Origin of the sequence: Vibrio sp. V23_P3S9T160 (genome assembly GCF_963886625.1) — a bacterium.
In the GTDB taxonomy this organism is placed as follows: domain Bacteria; phylum Pseudomonadota; class Gammaproteobacteria; order Enterobacterales; family Vibrionaceae; genus Vibrio; species Vibrio anguillarum.
Genome location: NZ_CAWPDB010000161.1, coordinates 1 through 19,816 on the forward strand (window position 1 = coordinate 1; position 19,816 = coordinate 19,816).

Consider the following 19,816-nt stretch of genomic DNA (forward strand, 5'->3'; position numbering starts at 1 on the left):
TTATTGTTTTTCTTTTGGCTTGATATTTTATTTAGCGCATTGCATTCATTTTTTTGAAAATTAGATCATCATTCAAATCTATAAAGTTTGATTATATTTAACCTTAACTTTATTGACTTAAGATCACGTTATTTAATTGTATTCATACATCTTATGTATCTATATATATGCCACGTCTAATTGTCGGAGATATAAAGTTTGAAAGTTAAGATAATGACCATTTTGTTATTGGTAATATTCGGTCTCATTGTTGGTAAATATTACATTAGCCATAGTTCATTAACATTAGTGCCTGCTCAAAAAGCACCGAATAATAACGAGGATACTGATTTTAAAGCCGCAACAGTTGCTGATGAGCGTCAGCTGATGAAGCCACCACGAGAAGATGCATCGAGCGCTGGAGATGCTCGTTCTGCTCTGAATTCAGAGCCTATCACTGAAGAGCGCATGCTTGCGGCGCAAACCGTTGATGAAGTATGGCACGACATCAACCCAAGCCCAGCGTTGCAAGCCATTAGGCCGAAAAGTGATGCAGTGACGGAAATCAAAGCGATCGAAATCGAAAATATTGAACAATTCCGAGTTCTGGCAACGGGCGATGCTGTCACGGTCACTATGCCTGATAACCAGCCAGTCAATATCCAAGTCACTTCATCAGAAATTCAGAATGAAGGCGTCCGGACTTGGTCTGGGCAGTTTGAACTCGATGGGGAAGTTTACCCGGCCACATTTACATTCGGTAAAACGGCAATGCTCGGTTTTATTGGCCACCCTAGTGGTCAAGTCAAGCTTGAAGGCATCGGCAGTGAAGCGTGGGTTTACCGAGTGCCACCCAATCATGGCTATGACGAAACCTCGACCAGCCATTGATACCTAAAACGCACGGCTTTGTGTGTTAATAAAATAAATAATGTAGGAGTTTTCTATGAAAATAGCGTCATTGGCATTAGCCGTGGTGTTAGCAACACATGCGTTACCGAGTAGTGCAACCACTGAAATTGATATTCTAGGTGTTTATACACCCGGCACGGCTGAGTGGTTTCAGCAAGATCACGTGGCTCAAATCCAGCACCGATTTAACGTGGGAAATGAAATTCTGCGTCAAAGTGGTCTGGACATCAAAGTCAACTTAATTGGCACGAAAGAAGTAAAATACGATACGCAAAGAGGGCTGAAAAAATCGCAAGAGCAGGCGCTTGATGCGACTACTCCCGGCAATAAACAAGATCCGGCGTTTGCCGATATTGAGCAATATCGTAAGCAGGTTGGCGCGGATATGGTGGCGCTGTTTCGTAATCTGGATATTAAAAATTCTCCTGATTATGAAGATAAAGGCAATGGTACTTACATGCTGAGCTGTGGTCTAGCATGGATAATCCCTGCCGCGTATTGGAACAATAGTGCGCGTTATGCGCAATCTAGAATGTACAGTCATAGCTATTTGAATGAGTGTGGCGATGATACGTTTATTCATGAATTAGGCCACAATTTGGGTTTGAACCATGCTCATGAACAGTACAATGGCGAACCCCATCTTTCAAATGGTACAGAGCAAGATGCGTATGGTTATGGGGTTCAAGGCCAATTTGCGACGACCATGGCCTATGGTTTCTTATTTGGTATTCATAGCCGTTCTTACACATTCTCTAACCCAAGCAAAGTGTGTAAAGGTCAAGCATGTGGTGTCACTGACTACGCGAACTCGGTGCGAGCGATTGGCCTGAGCGCGCCACACATTGCGGCGATTTATGCACGTCCAGATGGGAGTAATGACGGAGGAACGTCACCCACTGAGCCGACTTCACCCCAACAAGCCATCTATGATTTACAAGGGCCTTTTGCCATTCCCGATCATGCACAAGGAGAGTTAGCACTCCCGATTAATGTCACTTATCAAGGAAATGCGGAAACGGCCACTATTCAACTTGATATTGAACACCCATTTGTGGGTGATGTTTCAGTCAAGTTGTATGCACCTGATGGTGGCTATTGGAACTTAAAATCGTATAACCAGTATGATCGCAACACGGCTTATCGTGTTCGCTTTACACTCAGCGGAATGCAACAAATGAACGTGCAAGGCCAGTGGCGTTTAGTCGTGGCGGATCACTATCAAGGTTTAACGGGTGTATTAAATTCGGCACGCTTATCCTTTGAATAAAGGTTTGCTGTGATGTTGACCCTGCACCTATGTGCAGGGTTTTTAATTACTGGCCAAATTGGGTGGCTTTGAATTGATTCAGCAATCGATGGATCACATAGGTTGTAAGTAATGTGGCGACAATAGCAAACAAAATACTGCCGACTCGGTACAGGGCACTGAAAATTAAATCATTGCCCGGCGTCAAATATTGACCAAACAAGATCCCCAAGGTAGTCAATGAGCCAAAGCCGACCCCTGAACCGCTGGATTCTTTTACATGCCAGTAGCTAAAGAGCATCGCACCTATCCACAGCAGCGGAATAACAAATAAAAGCTGACCTGACCAATCGTAGAGCAGCAGTTGGACCGCAATACCGAAAGTGACACCAAGCAGAGTACCCATCGCGCGTTTGCGTGCGTAGCCTAGTGCTCCGTTCCAATGCATCGGGAAAAGTAGTAACAAGGTTGTGGCTTGCGCGGACATTGAATCTTGCAGATCGAATATTTGAAACACAACGAAAGAGAGTGTGGCAATGGTTGCGCCCATGAGCGCTTCATGACGCATACGATGTGACTCTTTGGGCACGCTTGCATGAGCGGGAGGTTGCCTTTTCTGTACGTCGGGAATACAGAATGTCACCAGATAAGCGACCATTACCGAAAGCAAATTCGCGATAAAGTTGCTGGTAATCAGATCGTTAAGATCAGTTGTGGGGTAGCTTGCAAAGTGCAGCATGATGCTCAAGCTCAATACGCTGTTCGCTCCAAACAAGAATAAGCTGCCTTTCGACATACAAGCAAATTTGTAGAGAAACAATACGAAAGCCATCATCGTCATCAGTGCCGGATGAGCGCCAAACAGCCCCCCGAGAATGGCTACTTCTAAGCCACAAACGACGGCGGAAGCGAGCAGTTGCTTTGCGGCGTGCGCATTCATGACGGGCACCATGCCCAGTAACAGCATCGGCGTTACGGTAAAAAATACCCCGTAGTTCCAACCCAGTAGTTTACAAAAGGTAAAACCAAGTGTCGCACCTGTTGCTATTCTGACGCATTGGCGAAAGTCATTTTCAGATAATGGATGATCCCAAAGTCGCATTTTTTACTCCGCTTAATAGACGTAGTGCAGAGTGCTCAGAAACTGAATTTGCATTTTTGCCAGCCAAGCAAACGGGCCACTTTCTGGTAGCAACTGTACCGTCGCACGAGCACCGGAAGGCAATGTTGACATCGTTTCATCGAGCGAAAGGTGCACACGCATGCGTTGTGCATCACGCACCCAGCGATTAGATTCTGTTGGAGTGGCTAAACGCCCATTCGCATCAAACTGACCAGTGCTTACCCCAGCATCCAGGCTACGAATACGCGCGGTAAAGACTTCGCCGGGTTTGCTATCAAAAGCAACTAGGGCGCGGCTATTGTCTGGGAAATGGCGTAAGCTTTTTTCTCTAAAATCAGCAATCACGTCTACATCCGTCGCCACCAATGCAACTAACGGCATACCTGCTGCGGCGTAGGTGCCCGTTTCAAGCTGTAAGTTGGTAATGACACCATCTTGCTCTGCTAGCGTTTGTGTGTAGGCAAGGTTTAGCTTGGCTTGCGCCAATTGGTTCAAAGCGGCGCGAATGCTGACGTTACTCTCGTCACTATTACCTCGACTGACGTGCAATTCTTGCAGGTGAGCTTGCGCTGCAACCAAATTGGCTTTCGCGGCGGTAGCGCCACTTTGTGCATCGTCTTTAAGTTGCTGAGAAGTCCCATTGCGTGCAAACAGAGTGTTTAATCGGTTAGCTTCGCGCAACTTTTGATCGGCAACGATACGGCTTGCCGTGACATTAGCTTCTGCGGCTGCAATCGATGCATCCAATTGAGCATTACCTTGTACCGCACGTTCATAATTGAGTTGGGCCTGCTCTACCGCCAGTTGATAGGGTTGTGGGTCGATGGTGAAAAGTACTTCACCCTTGTGTACGATTTGATTATTAGTGACAAAAACATCACTGATTTGACCATTAACTCGGGGAGATATTTTGGTCACAGTCCGCGTTGCCATGGCTTGCGGTGTTAAAGGCATAGCCAAATCGGCCACCAAAAAATAGGCAAAGAGCGCCACAAAAGCGACGATGGAATATTTGATCCAAAGTGCAAATTTTTGATCAGGTGTCATAAGTAATTATTGTTCCTTTGAAGGTGTTGCTATCGGTTTGCTGAGCGTATCTAGAGCGTTGTGTGAGATTTGTTCGAGCGTAAGAGTCAGTTGGTGCAATTGTTGATCGTCAATATTACCCAGTAAGTTTTGGCGAACTTGCAAAATACGGGTTTCCATCTGCTTGATAAGAGCACGCCCGTTACTCGTCAAACTGACGATTCGAGCACGCTTATCGTTGTGACAGCAGTGACGTTCGATCAGCGATTGTTCTTCGAGCTGCTTTAAAGTTCGCATTAAAGAAGCCAGTTCTATTTCTAACGCTTCGGCTAAGGTTTTTTGACTGACGTTGTCACCGAGACGCTGTAATTTCCACAATGCGGTCCAACGAGGATGGGTAAGGCCCAAGGGTGAGAGTTCTCGGTCCGCCACCATTTTCCATAAGCGTGAGAGACGAGCAAACTGCTCAGCGAGTGATAATTCTTTCAGGGTGTGCGTGTTTTCAATCATAACGAGTCACATATTACTTAGCGTGCTAAGTAATATAATTTAGTTAGCGCGCTAAGTAAATAGCTAATGACGAAGGCTGACATTTTCATACAAACTCAGGACAGTACCCCTCAATGAAACACTGTACATTATTTTCAATGAGCGACTCCCCAATGTTTGAGGCTGTCCTAGCTGTTGAAATTCTGGTCCATACTATGATAATTGAAAATAAACTCGACTACCTGTTTAGCCTGTCTGAACTCTCCGAAACGATTTACCCCAATACCAAAGGCTGGTCTAAAATCAGGAAGAATATCCGTTTTTGTTTATGGGGCGTGACCAATGCCTATGCTCTAAAAAGTATGCTGAGGCTGTTTTCGTGCTCCGAGTTAGCGGAGGTATTGAAGCAATGCCCACAGTTTTTGGAAAAACCATTAAAACCTTATCTCTGCGTCAATTGGTCTGCCAAAGAGCGTACATGGCACATTAATCAACATTTTATCTACTTAGTTGAACAGTTTGGCTTTAATGCTGCGAAGTTTTTCTCAGAATCAGGCTTCTCTATTTTTGATTTTTACGACAAAAATGGGGCGAGTTATTCATTAAGCCTGTGCAGTGGAGAGATAAGAGAAGGCTCGTTGGGGCTGCAACTGACGGATGAAAAAGGGCAGAAAATTTACTCGATCAGTTTCAATGTTTCTGATCAAGGGCGCAGTATTTACATTGGTTCACTACAAGGTCCAAGCAGTGGTGTGACCGATCGTAATCAAATCATTAAAGATTTGACGCGCACGACTCACGGTTTAAGAACCAAAGCACTGATGGTTGAAATGATCATGACGCTAGCGCGTATTTTAGGGGTTGAGAACCTGTATGCGATTTCTAACCGCGGCCATATGTATCAAGCGTTGCGTTATATTGGCTCAAAGCGCAAATCAGTAAGCTTTGATTACGATGAACTGTGGACAGAGTACGAAGCAGAGAAAATGAGTAAATATTTGTACCGTTTGCCAACCACGCCAAACCGTAAAGGTGTTGAGACGCTAAATCGCAATAAACGCCGTCTATACACTAAACGTTATGAGTGGTTAGCCGAGGTGGAAACAGCCATGTCGGGCCGTATTGAAAAGTTGAAACTTATGCCCAAGCATTTCGTGGTTTGATAGCTCCACAAAATTAGAGGCTGATGTTATGGTTCAAAACGTCACTGTAGGCAACGTTTCAAACTCAGGTTTCGCAAAATAGTAGCCTTGCATGAGTTCAATGCCGAGTCGTTTTAGCCATAACATTTCTTGTTGAGTTTCAATACCTTCAGCGAGTGGACAAATCCCTAGCTCAATGAGCATTGCGGCAGTATGACGGACGATTGCTTGCTTCGTGATGTCTTGATCGATATTACGCAGCAGTGACATATCTAATTTTACTATTTTAGTTTGGAAGTTAACCAATAGCCCAAGCCCGGCGTAGCCTGCACCGAAATCATCAATCGCGGTAGTAAATCCTAGGTTGGAGTAATAAGCGACGATCCGTTTTATGTGCGCTGTGTCTACGATTTTTTCCACCTCAGTAAATTCAAACATGATCCGTTCTGTCGGGAAACCGAACTGCTTTGCTGCCTCTAATGTGGTGCGGATACAACGTTCTGGTTGGTAAACGGCATTAGGTAAAAAATTAATGCTCAAAATACCTGACAGTTTTAGTTTAGCCGCGAGTTTAATCGCTTTGATTCGACAAAGTTGGTCAAAGCGGTATCGGTTGTCATCACTGACTTGTTCAATGATGGAGTAAGCCGATTCATTATTCAGACCTCGTACGAGTGCTTCGTAGCCAAAGATGGTGTTATCTGCAACGTTCACTATGGGTTGGAAAGCCATGGTGAAGTCAAAAGGCAAGTTTTGTTTTTCTGAGCATTGCTGGCAAATACGTTGGTCCATATGGACTTGCTGTTGTTGCATAATCACTCACTGATATTTAATCGAATAGCATGATTATAGTTACTTGCAGCGTGCTCACCAAATTGCATAAATAAAAACGTGACCAGTAAGCCGACGAGCTACAGCTCTTCAATATAGTGTAGATAGTATTGAGCTTGATCTAAGATTGCTTGTTGAGTGGCGTTTTCAGTGTTATCCCAATTTTTATAAATCATGCCTATCCTTGGATTTTTGGCTAACCGTTCACGATGAGTGAGCATGAACTGCCAATATAAACTATTGAATGGACATGAATTTAGACCACTACGGCTCTTTACTTGGTAGTGACAATCTTTGCAGTAATCACTCATTTTATTGATGTAAGAGCCGCTTGCGGCATAAGGCTTGGTAGCAACAATTCCCCCATCAGCAAACAGAGCCATACCTCGGGTATTGGGCATTTCTACCCATTGCAATGCATCAATATAAATACCTAAGTACCAGTCATCCACCTCATCCGGCTCGCAACCTGATAGGAGTGCAAAATTACCCGTGATCATCAAACGTTGGATATGATGTGCGTAGGAAAATTCCAGTGATTGAGTTACGGCTTGTTTAACACAATGCATACGAGTATCCCCTGTCCAATAATAGTGAGGAAGAGGTCGTTGAGCGTCAAGGGCGTTGTGCTTGGCGTATTGGGGCATGTTCGCCCAATAAATGCCTCGAATGTACTCACGCCAGCCCAAAATTTGCCTAATGAATCCTTCGATTTGTGCTAAATCCATCGTATTGTCATTCTCAAATCGCATGAGTGCACTTTGAATGACTTCTGTAGGCGATAGCAGTTTGCAGTTGAGTGCAAAAGAGAGCCGGCTATGGTAGAGACTCCAACGATGTGGGCTCTTTGCCGTCATTGCATCTTGAAAGCGACCAAACAGCGGCAAGCCGTACTGACAAAAGTGGGCCAATAATGACAGTGCTTGTGAGCGGTTAATCGGCCATAACAATGAAGGAGTATACAGGCCGAAAACGTGAATATTATGATGCTGTAAACGGTTATAAATTGCACTGACATTGTTTTGAAAGCTAAGTGGTTTGGGTAGGTTTTCTATGTCTTGCACGCTGAGCTTATTGCGATTTTGGTGATCAAAATTCCAACGCCCACCCAAAGGCGTTTGATGATCATCTTGCAGAAGAATACCGAATCGCTTACGCATTTTGCGATAAAACGGCTCCATAATAGTGGTTTTGTCGGTGTTAAAATGCTGAGTGATCTCGTCAAAAGGCAATAAAAAGTGTTCAGTATCAAAACAAGTCACTTGTGCATGAGAGAGGTTTAACTCCTGCAACTGTTGCCAAACTCGGTATTCGTCAGGTCGCTGATAGTGAAAGTATTCTGCGTTGATCTGATGACACAGATCACTAATCAATGATGGTAGCTGCAAATAATCGGCAGTTTCATCAAGGGTCAAGTAGAGAACCTGGTGTCCCTCACTTTGCAATAATTCGGCAAAAGCTTCCATCGCGGCAAAAAAGGCGCAGATTTTTTGAATGTGATGTTTTACATAGCCTGTTTCTTGTTTAAGTTCAGCTATCACGTACAGTACGGAATCATCCGTTTTGTTAAACCAAGAGTGCTTGATATTGAGCTGATCGCCTAGGATCAAGCGTAAGGTTTTGTACGTTTGCATGCTGTATACCGTTGAGATTGGTTACCGAACATCTTCTACGTTCCAATCAAAAAATCGATCATTGTTGCCGAATAACAAGCGCTGTCTTTCTGTTGCGCTTTGAGAGCCAATTAAAAACAAACAGAGCGATAACGTGAATGTAAGTAGGTTAACATCAATTGAGCGGCTTTATTGCCGAAGGATGAATGATCATTTCCTCTAAACCGCCGCCGTTATGTACTTGAGTAAACCCTTGCTCGAGTAAATAGGCCATGGCTTGGCCCGATCGATTGCCGCTGCGGCAGTAAACCACAATCGGTTGTTGTTTATCGATGTGAGAAAAAGCACTGCTAACAGTATCAAGTGGGTAGTTTAACGCACCTTCAATATGGCCCGCTGCGAATTCTGCTGCGGTTCGAACATCGACTAAAAGCGCGCCATTTTCAATCCATTGCCATGCTATCGTTGAGCGCTCTGATGCCAATGCATCTGAGGTATTGGAGATCAGGCCTACACACAATAACGCTTTGGTCATCAGTGACTTTAACATGTTAGTTTCCTTCTTTTGGCTTAAAAATTAGCCTTCAAATGTGAATGGCGTTAATCAAGGGATTTCTTAAATCTCAACGACGCGACGATAATCCCACCGACGGTAAAGCTTAACATCCATAATGCATCTCGCCATAGATCCATGAGGTTAGCACCGCGCAACACAATCCCGCGGATCATGCGCATAAAGTGGGTCGCGGGCAACGCTTCAGAAATCCACTGCGCTGCGACTGGCATGCCTTCGTAGGGAAACATAAATCCAGAAAGTAAAATCGAAGGCAGTAAAATAAAAACAGTCATTTGCATGGCTTGCAGTTGAGTGGAAGCAATGGTTGAAATCACCAAACCTAAGGTCAAACTGGCGGCGATAAACAGCAAAGTACCGAAGAGAATTTGGCTGATCGCACCATTAATGGGCACGTCAAAAATAAAATGCCCTAAGCCCAAGATGATGAAGACCTGAATTAATCCGACAAAAATATAGGGCACAATTTTGGCGACCATAAGCTCAATAGAGTGAATTGGCGTTGTGATCAGCAGTTCTAAATTGCCGCGCTCTTTTTCTCGCACAATCGCGGCACTGGTGAAGAGGATCATCGTCATGGTTAAAATGACCCCCAATAAACCGGGCACGATATTAACCGCAGAGCGGCGAGTGGGGTTATAAAACAGCGTGACTTCAAAGGTTTTGACGGTAGCTGGACGAATGTCAAAATCAAAATCGGTCAGCGGCATGGATTGCAGACCTAAAATGGAGGCACTGATCATCGTATCGGAGCCATCAACAATCCACTGGCCTAACACGCGATTTTGCACCGCGCGCTGGGTGAGATCTTTTGGCAGGATCAGCGCTGCTCTCACGTTACCTTGTTCAATTGCATGTTCAGCTTGCTCTGCTGTGGCAAAAGTGTGTTTGACGCTCACAACCTGTGTGGCTTTGACTGACTCTACAATTAACCGTCCGAGGGTACTTTCACTTTGATCAACGATGGCGATCGGAATATTGCGTACGTCAGTATTGATGGCAAAGCCAAATAGCAACAGCTGGATCAGTGGGATCATCACTACCATGCCAAACGTAATTCTGTCTCGCGAGAGTTGGCGTATCTCTTTCACCATCACCGCTTTCATTCGAAACAGTGCTTTCATTGACGCCCCTTGCCAGTCACAGTGACAAAGACATCTTCCAAACTTGGGCGAGCTAGATTCATCTCAGCTTCAGCCAGTTCAGGGAAGGTTGTTTTTAGCCACGCGATAGGTTGTGTGATTTGTTGATGAATAAGGATCCGCAAGCGGATGCCAAGTTGCGCAGCAGAGCGAACCTCCGCCCGAGCCATGACTTTTTCTTTTAATTGGCGCAAATTATGGGATCGGACTTCGACAATGTTGACGCCCATCGTGTTCATTAAGGTTTCTGGCTCACCATCTGCACGGATTAAACCCGATTCCATGATGGCTAAACGGTGGCAGCGTTCCGCTTCATCCATGTAGTGAGTGGTGATCAAAATGGTGGTGCCTTGGTCTGAAAGATCGAACAATTGTTCCCAAAATTCCCGTCTATTTTCAGGATCGACCGCCGACGTTGGTTCATCCAAAAACAGCAGTTCAGGTTTATGCATCGTGGCGGCTGCTAGTGACAAGCGCTGCTTTTGGCCGCCACTCATCCCACTTACGCGTTGTTTTCGGCGCTGATCAAGCCCATAAGTGCACAACTGTTCATTGAGCCGTTGTGCCAATGCTTTGCGCGGCATACCAAAAATTTGCCCAATAAATTGTAGGTTTTCCTCTACGGTCAAATCATCGTATAACGAAAATTTTTGCGTCATATAACCAATTTTTAGGCGCAATTGCTCGGATTGTTTTGGGATCGCTAACCCCAGCACATCAACACTGCCGGAGGTAGGGCTTAATAAACCCGTGAGTACGCGAATTGTGGTCGATTTGCCACAACCATTTGGGCCGAGAAAACCGTAAATGGTTCCTTTGGGGACACTCAGATTGATGCCTTCAATCGCAGTGAAATCACCAAATTTTTTGACCACATTACGGGCGTGAATGGCGAGTTCAGTCACTATTTTTGCCTCGCTAAATCGACTTGCGCTGGAATGCCAGAAGGGAGCGATTGCGCGGATTCGGGCAGATCCACTTCGGCTAGATACATTAAGCGGGCGCGTTCATTTTCGGTCAGTGCGTAGTAAGGCGTGAAAGAGGGTTCCGTTGCCACCCAACGCACTGTGCCTTGCAACGGCTCTTTTATACCGTCGATATGCACTGGAAATTGTGCGCCCGGCACGACAGCTAAACGGTGTGGTGCGGGAACGTAGACGCGAGCATAAGGGATGTGGCTGGCTTGGATGATGGCGACAATGCCGTTGCTTGGAACGCGCTCACCCAAGTTGTATGGGAGGTTATCCAAAATTCCATCGCGGGTGGCGACAATGGTTAACTCGTCGAGCTTTTGCTGTTGCAGTGAGACGTCGGCTTTGGCGGCGGTCAGCGCCGCTTGGGCTTGTTCGATATCTTCAGGGCGAGTACCAGCGGTTAGCTTAGCAAACTCTTCTTTTGCAGAATCGAGTTCGGCGCGAGCGGCATCACGCGTGGCGGTGGCGCTGTCTTTTTCTGATTGGCTGAGGAGCTTTTTACCAACCAGTTCTTCCACACGTTTGAAGTTTTGCAACGCCTCTGTCAGTTTGGCTTGCGCGCGATTGACTTTGGCTTGTGCGGCCGCCGTGTCTTCTTGGCGTTCACCATTACTCAGTTTGAGCAAATACGCTTGCGCTTTGGCCGCCTCTGCGAGTGCATGGGCCAGCACCGCCTGCTGATTTCTGGTATCCAGTCGAACCAATACTTCGCCAGCATGCACTGCGCTGCCTTCCGCGACAGGAAGCGCGCGAATGATCTCATTGGCGGTGGCGGAAAAAGTGATGCGGTCTCGTTCTAAAGTGCCCAATGCTTGCGCGCTATTTTCCGGCGAGCAAGCATTGAGAGTTGACAGTAAAAGAGAGATAAAGGCAATGCGATGTTTCATGCTCATGGCGAGAGGCTCGGTTAACTTATTGTCTTCATACTAGAAGTTTACCGCCAGCGCCTCAAGTTACATGATTCATCAAAAGTAGAGGATGTGATTAGCCCCACTTTAATATCGGCCATTGTTGGGGCTGCGCGTATTGGATGAGACGCGTGCATGGGTTGACCAAATAGGTGAAATCGGCGTGTAGACACAAAGGTAAATCATTGATCGAGTCAGTGAAAAAATGCACTTGACCCACGTATTGCGGGCGCTCAGCTAGCCATTCATTTAAGCGAGTGACTTTTCCCTCTCGGTAGGTGGGGGTTCCCAAAATATGCGTGGTGTAATGGTTGTTTTCTATAACCATATCAATACCCATCGCCTCTGCAACGTCTATTTTACGGGCGACAGCTTTAACCAAAAAACTGACCGACGCCGAAATAATGAGCATTTGGATACGCTCGTCCGTTAACTGTTTAATGAGTGCTTTGGCTTGAGGAAATAGCCTAGGTACGATGCGTGTAGCGACACAATCGTCCGCCAAGCGCTGGACTTGCTCTGTGGGGAGGGTGAGCAACGGTTGCATTGCAAAATCGAGGTAATCTTCCATGTCCATTTCACCGCTGGCATAGCGTGACATGATCAGTCTATCCTGCGCGACAAAATCAGGGTCGCTCGCTATGCCCTTATCGGCCAAATATTCGCTCCAAATCATTGCGCAGTCGCCGTCAATCAATGTGTCGTCCATATCAAAAACGTATAGAGGTGTCGGCATCTATTTAGGCTCTCACAGGTTGTATTTCGTTAAGGTTAAACAGTAATTCTAGCTGACTGCCAGTAGCAAATAATCGCTCTGACGAACGATTGAGTAAATCGACCGTGAGCTCGCAGCCTCCCACATCCACATGGTAGCGAATGACATTACCCAGTAATTGGTGATGCTTGATGGTGCCATGTTGCGGCGCAGAAACATGGGCACCATAGCTCCGCCCAGCTTCCTTGACGTAGATGGATTCGGGGCGAATAGCCACTTTCCAAGCCGTGTCTATGTTAAATAACTGCTTGGCGGTGGCCGCCTCTACTAAATTGTAATGGCCCATAAAACCGGCCACAAACTCATTGGCTGGCTGAGTATAAATGCTTTCTGGGGAGCCTTGCTGAACGATTTCACCTTGGTGCATTAAAAAAATACGATCAGAGAGAATCATCGCCTCTTCTTGATCATGGGTTACAAATACGGTGGTGAGATTGAGCTCTTTTTGAATATCACGGATCTGCTGGCGCAAGTGTTTGCGAATTTTGGCATCCAGTGCTGAAAGGGGCTCATCAAGTAGCAAAATACGCGGTTTGACCACTAAGGCGCGAGCTAAAGCGACGCGTTGGCGCTGTCCACCCGAGAGCTGGTTGGGATAGTGTTTTTCTTTCCCTATCAGCGAAACCAGTTCGACCACTTTTTGTACTTCGCGCGCGATGTAAGCTCTGTCTTGCCCTTGCATTTTGAGGCCAAAGGCGATGTTTTCAGCCACCGTCATATTCGGAAACAGAGCGTAGGATTGAAACACCATGCCAATGCCGCGTTGCTGTGGTGTTTGGTTAGTGATGTTTTCACCGTTGACCCAAATTTCGCCGTCATCGACGGGATTTAAGCCAGCCAAACTGCGCAATAAGGTCGATTTCCCGCAACCGCTCGGACCAAGTAGCGTGACAAATTCCCCTTGCTCAATGGAAAACTCAATCCCTTCAAAAACGGTATTGTTGCCAAAACGTTTGGTGAGGTTGGCGACGTGGACGTAATCAGAACGAGAGGTTGTGTGGGTCGTGGAATTCATTGAGTGGATCCTCGGCTAAAACGACTGGCGAGCCAAGTCAGTAAAAAGATAAATAGGAAGTAAGTCATCACTAACGCGGAGGTGAAGTGACCACTAGTCTGACGCATGTTGTAGAGATAAATCTGCAAGGTTTCATAGCGCGTGCCGACCAGAATGTTCGCAAATACAAACTCGCCAAGTAGAAAAGAGAAGGATAGAAACAGCGAAGCCATCAACCCTTTTCTAATGTTTGGCAGTACGATCAGTAAAAAAGCACGGCTGGTGCTTGCGCCGAGCAGGTGCGCGGCGTCCATGAGATCGTGTAGATGGATCGCCTCAAAACTGTTGGCAATTGCACGGTACATAAACGGCAGCGCAATGGTGAAATAAGTGCCAATCAAAATCCAAGGTGTACCCACAATTGGAAATTGGCTATCGGCGTACAGTTGCAGTAATCCAACTGAAGAGACCACAGGCGGTACCGCAAAAGGAATTAAAATCAGCAGGTTCATTACTTTATCGAGACGAGGGAAATAGTAAAACACCACGAAGATCGCCGGAATAATCAAAACCGCGCTGAGTGTCAGAGAAGCGATGCCAATCAGCAATGAGCGGCCAAATGCATCGAGAAAGCGAGGGTCGGTCAGCAGTTTGAGATACCAGTCAAAGGTGAAGCCATCGGGTAAAATCGTTGCGCCCCAGCGTGAAGAAAAGGAATAAACCAAGGTGGCCAAAATGGGCAGCAACATCACTCCCACGATGGAATAGACCACACTTTTATGAAAGGTGATTTTATCAAGGGTAGGATTAGCGTTTTGCATGGGTGTTCCTTGCGCTATAGCTTTTCGCAATTAGCCACTGATTGATCACAGTAATGAAGGCTAAAATTAGCATCAATACCACGGAAATGGCGGCGGCTAAATTGGGCTCTAAGAACAGATCTCCCGCCACTAAACTGGCAATGCGTACCGTAATGACGTTGTAGTTGCCGGATGTGAGTGCGTAGACGCTGGCATACGCGCCCATCGCATTGGCGATTAGGATAATCAAGGTACCGAGTAGGGCTGGTGAAAGCACAGGCAAGGCGATTTTCTGCCAATATTGCCATCCGTTGGCGCCCAGAGTAGACGCCGCCGCTTGCCAGTCATCACTGAGCGCATCAAATGCAGGATAGAGCAGCAGCACGCCAAGAGGGATCTGAAAGTAGATATACATCGCCAGCAGCCCCCATTTGCCATACAGGTTGAACTCTTCAATCAAACCGTATTGCTTTAGCAGCAAAGTCAGTGCGCCGTTGACCCCAAGAATAATAATGAAAGCGAATGCCAAAGGGACGCCCGCAAAATTACTGCTCATATTGGTAAAGGCGATCACACCATCACGCAGCTTGCCATCGACTCGGCGTAAGGAGGCGACCAACATTGCCGCAATCGTAAGGCCCGCAACGCTGGACCATATGGCGAGCCACAAACTGTTGCCTAACCCTTGCAAAATAAAGGATGAGCTGAAGATTTCGCGATAATGGTCCAGTGACCATTGATCGTCAGAGATAAAGCTGTTGAACAGAACCCACAGCATGGGGGCGAGCTGAAATAAGTAGAAAAACAGCGCAAAAGGAGTAAGCCATAACGCAGGTTTGAGTTTGCGTGCCCAGTGCGTTGATTGGATGAGCACGGCGCTAGGCTTGGTGATAACTTGACTACTGATCATGCTAAGCACCCCGCAGAAAAGGGCTTATTGTGATCAAGATTGAGCAGTTGGCAGCACAGGCCGCAGAGCTCAGTTTGTTTGATCTCACAAGCTTGGTGCGAAAATTGATCGCCCAATACAAACAGCGGGACGTTGCGCTCTTCGGTTAATATTCCGCCGTGTGACTTGTCATTGTTCATGCCGTGATCACTGGTCACCATCACTTGGTAGCCATCGCTTAGCCAAGTTTCTAAAAAGTGGGACAGTAGCGCATCGGCCATGCGTGCACTATTACGATATTGGCCTGAATCAAGGCCAAACTTGTGCCCTGCATCATCGATATTCATTGGGTGGATCAGTAAAAAATCAGGTTGGTGAGTGCGACGTAAGTGCTCGGCGTCTAAAAACAGTGCCTCATCGGGATAGTGATCCCAGTGATAAAAACAGCCATGCTGAATATTGAGTGCTTTATCGCAGGTAAAACGGTCGCGCGTTGCATCAAAAGGCGCGCGGTTATAGAGCTCGCTGACCCAATGATACGCCGCTGCGGCTGTTGTCAGCCCTTGCTCTTTTGCCAAACTGAAGATGGATTGATAATGTGAAAGGCGCACAATGTGGTTATGAACAATGCCGCTTTCGACAGGCTTTACGCCAGTGAGTAGACATTCATACAAAGGACGCGATAGCGAAGGCAATTCACATTGTAGGGAGTATAAGGTTGCTCTTTGCTGCTCAATTAAGCCGTTTAAGTAGCCCATGCAATCACGGGCTACGGAATAATTGAGTCCATCAAGAACAACAAGGATCACCTTATTGTTCATGGTTACCTCTTACTGCTGGTGGATAATGACATTTTCTTGCCATTGACGTGGCAATTGACGAGCTGATTTTTCCCAAGCATTAAAGTCGCTAATTGGGCTCACATTCTGGTATTGATCGTTAGCAATCAATTTGCTTTGTACCGCAGCAGGCAATGCAACGTTGCTGCGGATCGGGCGAGCATAGCCTTGTGCAAGGTTGATTTGGCCTTGATCGCTAAAGATGTATTCACGTGCTAGCTTGGCCGCGTTTGGGTTTTTGGCGTATTTATTGATGATGGTGGTGTAGCCGGAAATTACAGAACCATCTTGCGGAATGTTAACGGTAAAGCGGTTACGGTCAATTTGGTCACGGTAACTTAGAGCGTTGAAATCCCACAATACAGCCACTTCAACTTCACCTTTTTCGAGGTTAGCGATACTTGGGTCTGTAAATGATAAGCGCCCTTGCTTGGCGAGTTTGGCAAAAAATTCGATTGCCGGTTCGAGGTTCTTTTCACTGCCACCATGAGCAAAAGCAGCGGCTAGTACGGCATTATTTGCTTGCGCGGCAACACCGACATTACCAATACTGATTTTGTAATCGCCTTTGAGCAAATCGTTCCACGTTTTTGGCGCATTCTTGACTAGATTATTGTTCGAGATAAAGGAAATGGTGCCCGTGTAAGCTAGAGCCCAGTGGCCATCTTTATCTTTGGCCCAGTCAGGGATGTCATTCCAAGTGCTCGGTTTGTACGCTTGAGTTACGCCTTTTTTCACCGCCACGCGAGCAAACGCAAAGCCAACATCACCAATATCGGCGGTCGCATTTTTCTTTTCGGCTTCAAACTTGGCAATTTCTTGCGCTGAGCTCATATCCGTATCTTGGTGTTTTAGGCCATAAATCTTACCTAAATCGCTCCACGTATCTTGCCAGTTAGCCCAACTGCCGGGCATACCAATGCTGTACACTTGGCCTTCTTGTTTCGCTGCGTTGATCAAAGATTGTAAATCAGCCTCTTTAGCAAAAGCCGAAGTCGAAAGAGTCAGCGCAAGTGCTGTGGCAGTCGTTGCGCGGGTAAATAAGGTTTTCATTGTCGCTATCCTTCTGGACTAGGTCAGTAAGTTCGATTTTTATCCTAGGGAAGAACTGTGACGTTTTCGGTGTAGTTATTTGACATTTTTGATGATTTTCTATTGCACTTTTATTTCAAATTCAATCAATTAGTCTGTCATAAATCTGTTATCTGCCTTAAGTAGTCTAAAAGACGTTTATTCACTCTGTACACTATTGGACTAGGTCACGCATGAGATTTCGTAGCGCTTTGCCAGTGGCAAATGCTCCTTTAGAAAAGACCCAACTTGGCAACATTAAGAACACCCTTCGTGAGCAAATTTGCAGCGGAATGCTGAGTGACAGACAAAAACTGCCATCTGAACGTGAATTGAGTGAATTGTTTAATACAACGCGCATTACAATTAAAGACGCTTTGGTTTCACTGGAAACCGAAGGGTTGATTTACCGAGAAGAGCGGCGTGGTTGGTTTGTCTCTCCGGCGCGAATTCATTATAACCCGCTATCGCGTTGCCACTTCCACCAGATGATCCGCGAGCAGCACCGAATCGCAGAAACTAAGCTAGTTGCGGTACGCAGCGTGATGGCTTCTCGTGAGTATGCAAGAGCGATGGATATTGACCGAATTACGCCCATTCATATTATTGAACGGTTGCGCTCGATTGACGGGCGAGCGGTACTGTTTGTCGAAAACTGCCTGATTGCGCAGTGGTTTCCAAAGATATTAGAGGAAAATTTAACCGCTTCGTTAACGCATCTCTATCAGCAAAAATACGGTTACATCACCACGCGTTCTCGTTTTGAAGTAATCCCTACGGCTGCACCTCTTCATGTGGCAAAAGCCCTTAACTTAGCTGCTGGCCAATCCGTGCTGAAAATTTGCCGAGCCAATTACAAACAAGATGGCGAGATCATGGATTGCGAATTTGAGTACTGGCGGCCAGAGTCAGTGCTGATCAGCATCGACAGTTGTGATGGTGGGTGAATAGCTTTAGACTCAGCGCAACCTTCTTCACCTTGCTAGTCGTTTATGAATTTTTCTGATCTTAACCTAAGCGCCTCTTTGATGGCAGCGCTGCCTGCGTCGCGACACATGGCGACCAAAATCCAACAATTGGCTATTCCAGCCGTACTGTCTGGGCAAGATGTGCTCGCCTTAGCGCAAACGGGAAGTGGTAAAACGTTAGCTTATGGTTTGCCTTTGCTGCAACAAATTGAAATTAATACTCTTGAAATTCAATCTGTTGTCATTGTCCCTACCCGTGAATTAGCACAACAAGTCAGCCAAGAGCTGAATGCAGTGGCAAGCAAAATGGGCATTGGCTTATGCACTTTATGTGGAGGGGTGGCCCAAGAAGAGCAGCTTGCGCAGTTGGCCAAATTACCGCTTTTGATCGTCGCGACACCGGGTCGCTTGCTTGATTTACTCACACAGCAACTGATCACATTGGAGTCGGTGCGCTGTTTGGTGTTAGATGAAGCTGACCGACTGTTAGAGATGGGTTTTTGGCCGGATGTGCAGCGCCTGCTCAGCGCTATGCCTCAAACCAAACAAACGTTGTTGTTTTCCGCCACACTCGCTGCTGAGCTCGAACAGGTGGCATTGGCCGTGTTAAATAATCCGGTAAAGATAGAGGCGAATCAAGCCAATCAAGTGGTGGAAGAAATTGAAGAGCAGCTCTACCTTGTGAATAAGGGCAGTAAAGCACAAGCATTAATTGCTCTGATTAAGCAGCGTGCTGGGCAGCAAGTATTAGTGTTTATTAGTGCGCGTGACAGTGCCGATGCGGTCGCGAAAAAATTGCTCAAAGCGGGTATTCGTGCGGCGGCTTTGCATGGTGAGAAAGATCAAGTCATTCGCGAGCAAACGTTAGCCGATTTCAAAGCGAATCAAGTGGATGTGCTGGTGGCCACTGATTTACTGGCGCGCGGTATTCACATTGATGCGCTGCCAGTGGTGATCAATTTTGATTTACCGCCTAGTGCGCCAGTTTATATTCACCGCGTTGGCCGCACAGCGCGTGCAGGTCAAGGTGGTGTGGCGATTTCACTGGTCTGCCATGGTGAAAGCCAAGCGCTGGAGGCAATCCGCAGCTTAACGCAGCGCGCTTTACCGCTGCAGGCGTTGACCGATTTTCCAGTGACAGACCAACCGACCAGCGGTGAACCGAAGCGCAAACCGCGCGATAAGCAAGCCAACCGCCGCAGTGCTCAAAAGCGCAGCGTGAAGCAGTTTCAACAGAAAACAAGCCATTAAGTAGCTCAATATACGCATGCTATTGTGCGTTTTGATGGAGTAAGGAAACTAAGTGACTCAGGAAATTTATGCATTTATTACGATTGAAATGGCACATTAATCGAGTTTATGTGTAAATTTTCAGAAGCTTATTGTGAACAACCTATCATAATTGAACTAAATTAATAAAATTTAGTATTCAGTTTTGTGAGATTATATTCACAATTAAAGAATCATTTTCATAATAATTATTCTTTAATCCATGTTATTAACACAATTATGGATAAT

General features: G+C 46.2%; 20 protein-coding genes. 5 read left to right on the plus strand and 15 right to left on the minus strand.

Annotated elements, in window-relative coordinates:
• The first annotated feature begins 213 nt into the window (after positions 1-213).
• A complete protein-coding gene (locus AACU59_RS15150) occupies positions 214-870 on the plus strand; it encodes a hypothetical protein (RefSeq protein WP_094144616.1) in 657 nt (218 codons plus the stop codon).
• 55 nt (positions 871-925) lie between these two features.
• Positions 926-2,161 (plus strand): zinc-dependent metalloprotease family protein, encoded by a 1,236-nt coding sequence (locus AACU59_RS15155; protein ID WP_094144617.1) that lies wholly within the window; start codon positions 926-928, stop codon positions 2,159-2,161.
• Positions 2,162-2,207: 46 nt separating this feature from the next.
• On the opposite strand, the gene AACU59_RS15160 is transcribed toward AACU59_RS15155, so the two are convergent.
• The 3 genes from AACU59_RS15160 to slyA are packed head-to-tail and all read right to left on the minus strand — an operon-like array spanning position 2,208 to position 4,799.
• Positions 2,208-3,242, minus strand: coding sequence for a DUF2955 domain-containing protein (locus AACU59_RS15160; RefSeq protein ID WP_094144618.1), 1,035 nt, complete (start codon positions 3,240-3,242; stop codon positions 2,208-2,210).
• Between the two features lie 12 nt (positions 3,243-3,254).
• Complete coding sequence (locus tag AACU59_RS15165; protein WP_094144619.1) at positions 3,255-4,310, minus strand: HlyD family secretion protein; 1,056 nt, start codon at positions 4,308-4,310, stop codon at positions 3,255-3,257.
• A gap of 6 nt (positions 4,311-4,316) precedes the next feature.
• Positions 4,317-4,799, minus strand: a complete 483-nt coding sequence (slyA, locus tag AACU59_RS15170) for a transcriptional regulator SlyA (RefSeq protein ID WP_019283056.1) — start codon at positions 4,797-4,799, stop codon at positions 4,317-4,319.
• A 113-nt stretch (positions 4,800-4,912) separates the two neighbouring features.
• Here slyA and AACU59_RS15175 point away from each other — a divergent pair, with 113 nt between their 5' ends.
• A complete protein-coding gene (locus AACU59_RS15175; RefSeq protein WP_094144620.1) occupies positions 4,913-5,941 on the plus strand; it encodes a VirK/YbjX family protein in 1,029 nt (342 codons plus the stop codon).
• A gap of 33 nt (positions 5,942-5,974) precedes the next feature.
• Here the strand turns inward: AACU59_RS15175 and AACU59_RS15180 are convergent, their stop codons facing one another.
• The 12 genes from AACU59_RS15180 to AACU59_RS15235 all read right to left on the minus strand — a co-directional run bounded on the left by AACU59_RS15180 (position 5,975) and on the right by AACU59_RS15235 (position 17,312).
• Positions 5,975-6,733: an EAL domain-containing protein gene (locus tag AACU59_RS15180; RefSeq protein ID WP_202598828.1), complete on the minus strand. Its 759-nt coding sequence runs from the start codon at positions 6,731-6,733 to the stop codon at positions 5,975-5,977.
• Positions 6,734-6,831: 98 nt separating this feature from the next.
• Positions 6,832-8,385, minus strand: a complete 1,554-nt coding sequence (locus AACU59_RS15185) for a cryptochrome/photolyase family protein (protein WP_094144622.1) — start codon at positions 8,383-8,385, stop codon at positions 6,832-6,834.
• Positions 8,386-8,539: 154 nt separating this feature from the next.
• Positions 8,540-8,914 carry a rhodanese-like domain-containing protein gene (locus AACU59_RS15190; protein WP_017049317.1) on the minus strand — a complete coding sequence of 125 codons (375 nt, stop codon included), beginning with the start codon at positions 8,912-8,914 and terminating at the stop codon, positions 8,540-8,542.
• Between the two features lie 50 nt (positions 8,915-8,964).
• Entirely contained in the window at positions 8,965-10,062 is a 1,098-nt protein-coding gene (locus AACU59_RS15195) for an ABC transporter permease (RefSeq protein ID WP_094123901.1), read from the minus strand.
• Positions 10,059-10,985 carry an ABC transporter ATP-binding protein gene (locus AACU59_RS15200; protein WP_094144623.1) on the minus strand — a complete coding sequence of 309 codons (927 nt, stop codon included), beginning with the start codon at positions 10,983-10,985 and terminating at the stop codon, positions 10,059-10,061. Before AACU59_RS15200 ends, AACU59_RS15195 begins: the two co-directional genes overlap by 4 nt.
• A complete protein-coding gene (locus tag AACU59_RS15205; RefSeq protein WP_094144624.1) occupies positions 10,985-11,947 on the minus strand; it encodes an HlyD family secretion protein in 963 nt (320 codons plus the stop codon). Before AACU59_RS15205 ends, AACU59_RS15200 begins: the two co-directional genes overlap by 1 nt.
• A gap of 91 nt (positions 11,948-12,038) precedes the next feature.
• Complete coding sequence (locus tag AACU59_RS15210; protein ID WP_094144625.1) at positions 12,039-12,698, minus strand: HAD family hydrolase; 660 nt, start codon at positions 12,696-12,698, stop codon at positions 12,039-12,041.
• 4 nt (positions 12,699-12,702) lie between these two features.
• Positions 12,703-13,752, minus strand: a complete 1,050-nt coding sequence (locus AACU59_RS15215) for an ABC transporter ATP-binding protein (RefSeq protein WP_094144626.1) — start codon at positions 13,750-13,752, stop codon at positions 12,703-12,705.
• Positions 13,749-14,552 (minus strand): ABC transporter permease, encoded by an 804-nt coding sequence (locus tag AACU59_RS15220; RefSeq protein ID WP_010318639.1) that lies wholly within the window; start codon positions 14,550-14,552, stop codon positions 13,749-13,751. The genes AACU59_RS15215 and AACU59_RS15220 overlap by 4 nt, the downstream gene beginning before the upstream one ends.
• The gene (locus AACU59_RS15225) at positions 14,539-15,438 is read right to left on the minus strand and encodes an ABC transporter permease (RefSeq protein WP_176428506.1); all 900 of its coding nucleotides are present in this window, start codon (positions 15,436-15,438) and stop codon (positions 14,539-14,541) included. The genes AACU59_RS15220 and AACU59_RS15225 overlap by 14 nt, the downstream gene beginning before the upstream one ends.
• The gene (locus tag AACU59_RS15230; protein ID WP_094144628.1) at positions 15,438-16,241 is read right to left on the minus strand and encodes an alkaline phosphatase family protein; all 804 of its coding nucleotides are present in this window, start codon (positions 16,239-16,241) and stop codon (positions 15,438-15,440) included. Before AACU59_RS15230 ends, AACU59_RS15225 begins: the two co-directional genes overlap by 1 nt.
• Before the next feature lie 9 nt (positions 16,242-16,250).
• A complete protein-coding gene (locus AACU59_RS15235) occupies positions 16,251-17,312 on the minus strand; it encodes an ABC transporter substrate-binding protein (RefSeq protein ID WP_094144629.1) in 1,062 nt (353 codons plus the stop codon).
• 212 nt (positions 17,313-17,524) lie between these two features.
• On the opposite strand from AACU59_RS15235, the gene AACU59_RS15240 reads away from it, so the two are divergent.
• On the plus strand, positions 17,525-18,277 hold the full coding sequence (locus tag AACU59_RS15240) for a UTRA domain-containing protein (protein WP_094145060.1): 753 nt from the start codon (positions 17,525-17,527) through the stop codon (positions 18,275-18,277).
• A 45-nt stretch (positions 18,278-18,322) separates the two neighbouring features.
• A complete protein-coding gene (locus AACU59_RS15245) occupies positions 18,323-19,549 on the plus strand; it encodes a DEAD/DEAH box helicase (RefSeq protein ID WP_094145061.1) in 1,227 nt (408 codons plus the stop codon).
• Positions 19,550-19,816 lie beyond the last annotated feature (267 nt).

What these genes read in the sequence shown, in the direction of transcription:
- AACU59_RS15150 (WP_094144616.1), top strand. Translation starts at nt 214, where the DNA reads ATGACCATTTTGTTATTGGTAATATTCGGTCTCATTGTTGGTAAATAT.
- AACU59_RS15155 (WP_094144617.1), top strand. Translation starts at nt 926, where the DNA reads ATGAAAATAGCGTCATTGGCATTAGCCGTGGTGTTAGCAACACATGCG.
- AACU59_RS15160 (WP_094144618.1), bottom strand. Translation starts at nt 3,242, where the DNA reads ATGCGACTTTGGGATCATCCATTATCTGAAAATGACTTTCGCCAATGC.
- AACU59_RS15165 (WP_094144619.1), bottom strand. Translation starts at nt 4,310, where the DNA reads ATGACACCTGATCAAAAATTTGCACTTTGGATCAAATATTCCATCGTC.
- slyA (WP_019283056.1), bottom strand. Translation starts at nt 4,799, where the DNA reads ATGATTGAAAACACGCACACCCTGAAAGAATTATCACTCGCTGAGCAG.
- AACU59_RS15175 (WP_094144620.1), top strand. Translation starts at nt 4,913, where the DNA reads ATGAAACACTGTACATTATTTTCAATGAGCGACTCCCCAATGTTTGAG.
- AACU59_RS15180 (WP_202598828.1), bottom strand. Translation starts at nt 6,733, where the DNA reads ATGCAACAACAGCAAGTCCATATGGACCAACGTATTTGCCAGCAATGC.
- AACU59_RS15185 (WP_094144622.1), bottom strand. Translation starts at nt 8,385, where the DNA reads ATGCAAACGTACAAAACCTTACGCTTGATCCTAGGCGATCAGCTCAAT.
- AACU59_RS15190 (WP_017049317.1), bottom strand. Translation starts at nt 8,914, where the DNA reads ATGTTAAAGTCACTGATGACCAAAGCGTTATTGTGTGTAGGCCTGATC.
- AACU59_RS15195 (WP_094123901.1), bottom strand. Translation starts at nt 10,062, where the DNA reads ATGAAAGCACTGTTTCGAATGAAAGCGGTGATGGTGAAAGAGATACGC.
- AACU59_RS15205 (WP_094144624.1), bottom strand. Translation starts at nt 11,947, where the DNA reads ATGAGCATGAAACATCGCATTGCCTTTATCTCTCTTTTACTGTCAACT.
- AACU59_RS15210 (WP_094144625.1), bottom strand. Translation starts at nt 12,698, where the DNA reads ATGCCGACACCTCTATACGTTTTTGATATGGACGACACATTGATTGAC.
- AACU59_RS15215 (WP_094144626.1), bottom strand. Translation starts at nt 13,752, where the DNA reads ATGAATTCCACGACCCACACAACCTCTCGTTCTGATTACGTCCACGTC.
- AACU59_RS15220 (WP_010318639.1), bottom strand. Translation starts at nt 14,552, where the DNA reads ATGCAAAACGCTAATCCTACCCTTGATAAAATCACCTTTCATAAAAGT.
- AACU59_RS15230 (WP_094144628.1), bottom strand. Translation starts at nt 16,241, where the DNA reads ATGAACAATAAGGTGATCCTTGTTGTTCTTGATGGACTCAATTATTCC.
- AACU59_RS15235 (WP_094144629.1), bottom strand. Translation starts at nt 17,312, where the DNA reads ATGAAAACCTTATTTACCCGCGCAACGACTGCCACAGCACTTGCGCTG.
- AACU59_RS15240 (WP_094145060.1), top strand. Translation starts at nt 17,525, where the DNA reads ATGAGATTTCGTAGCGCTTTGCCAGTGGCAAATGCTCCTTTAGAAAAG.
- AACU59_RS15245 (WP_094145061.1), top strand. Translation starts at nt 18,323, where the DNA reads ATGAATTTTTCTGATCTTAACCTAAGCGCCTCTTTGATGGCAGCGCTG.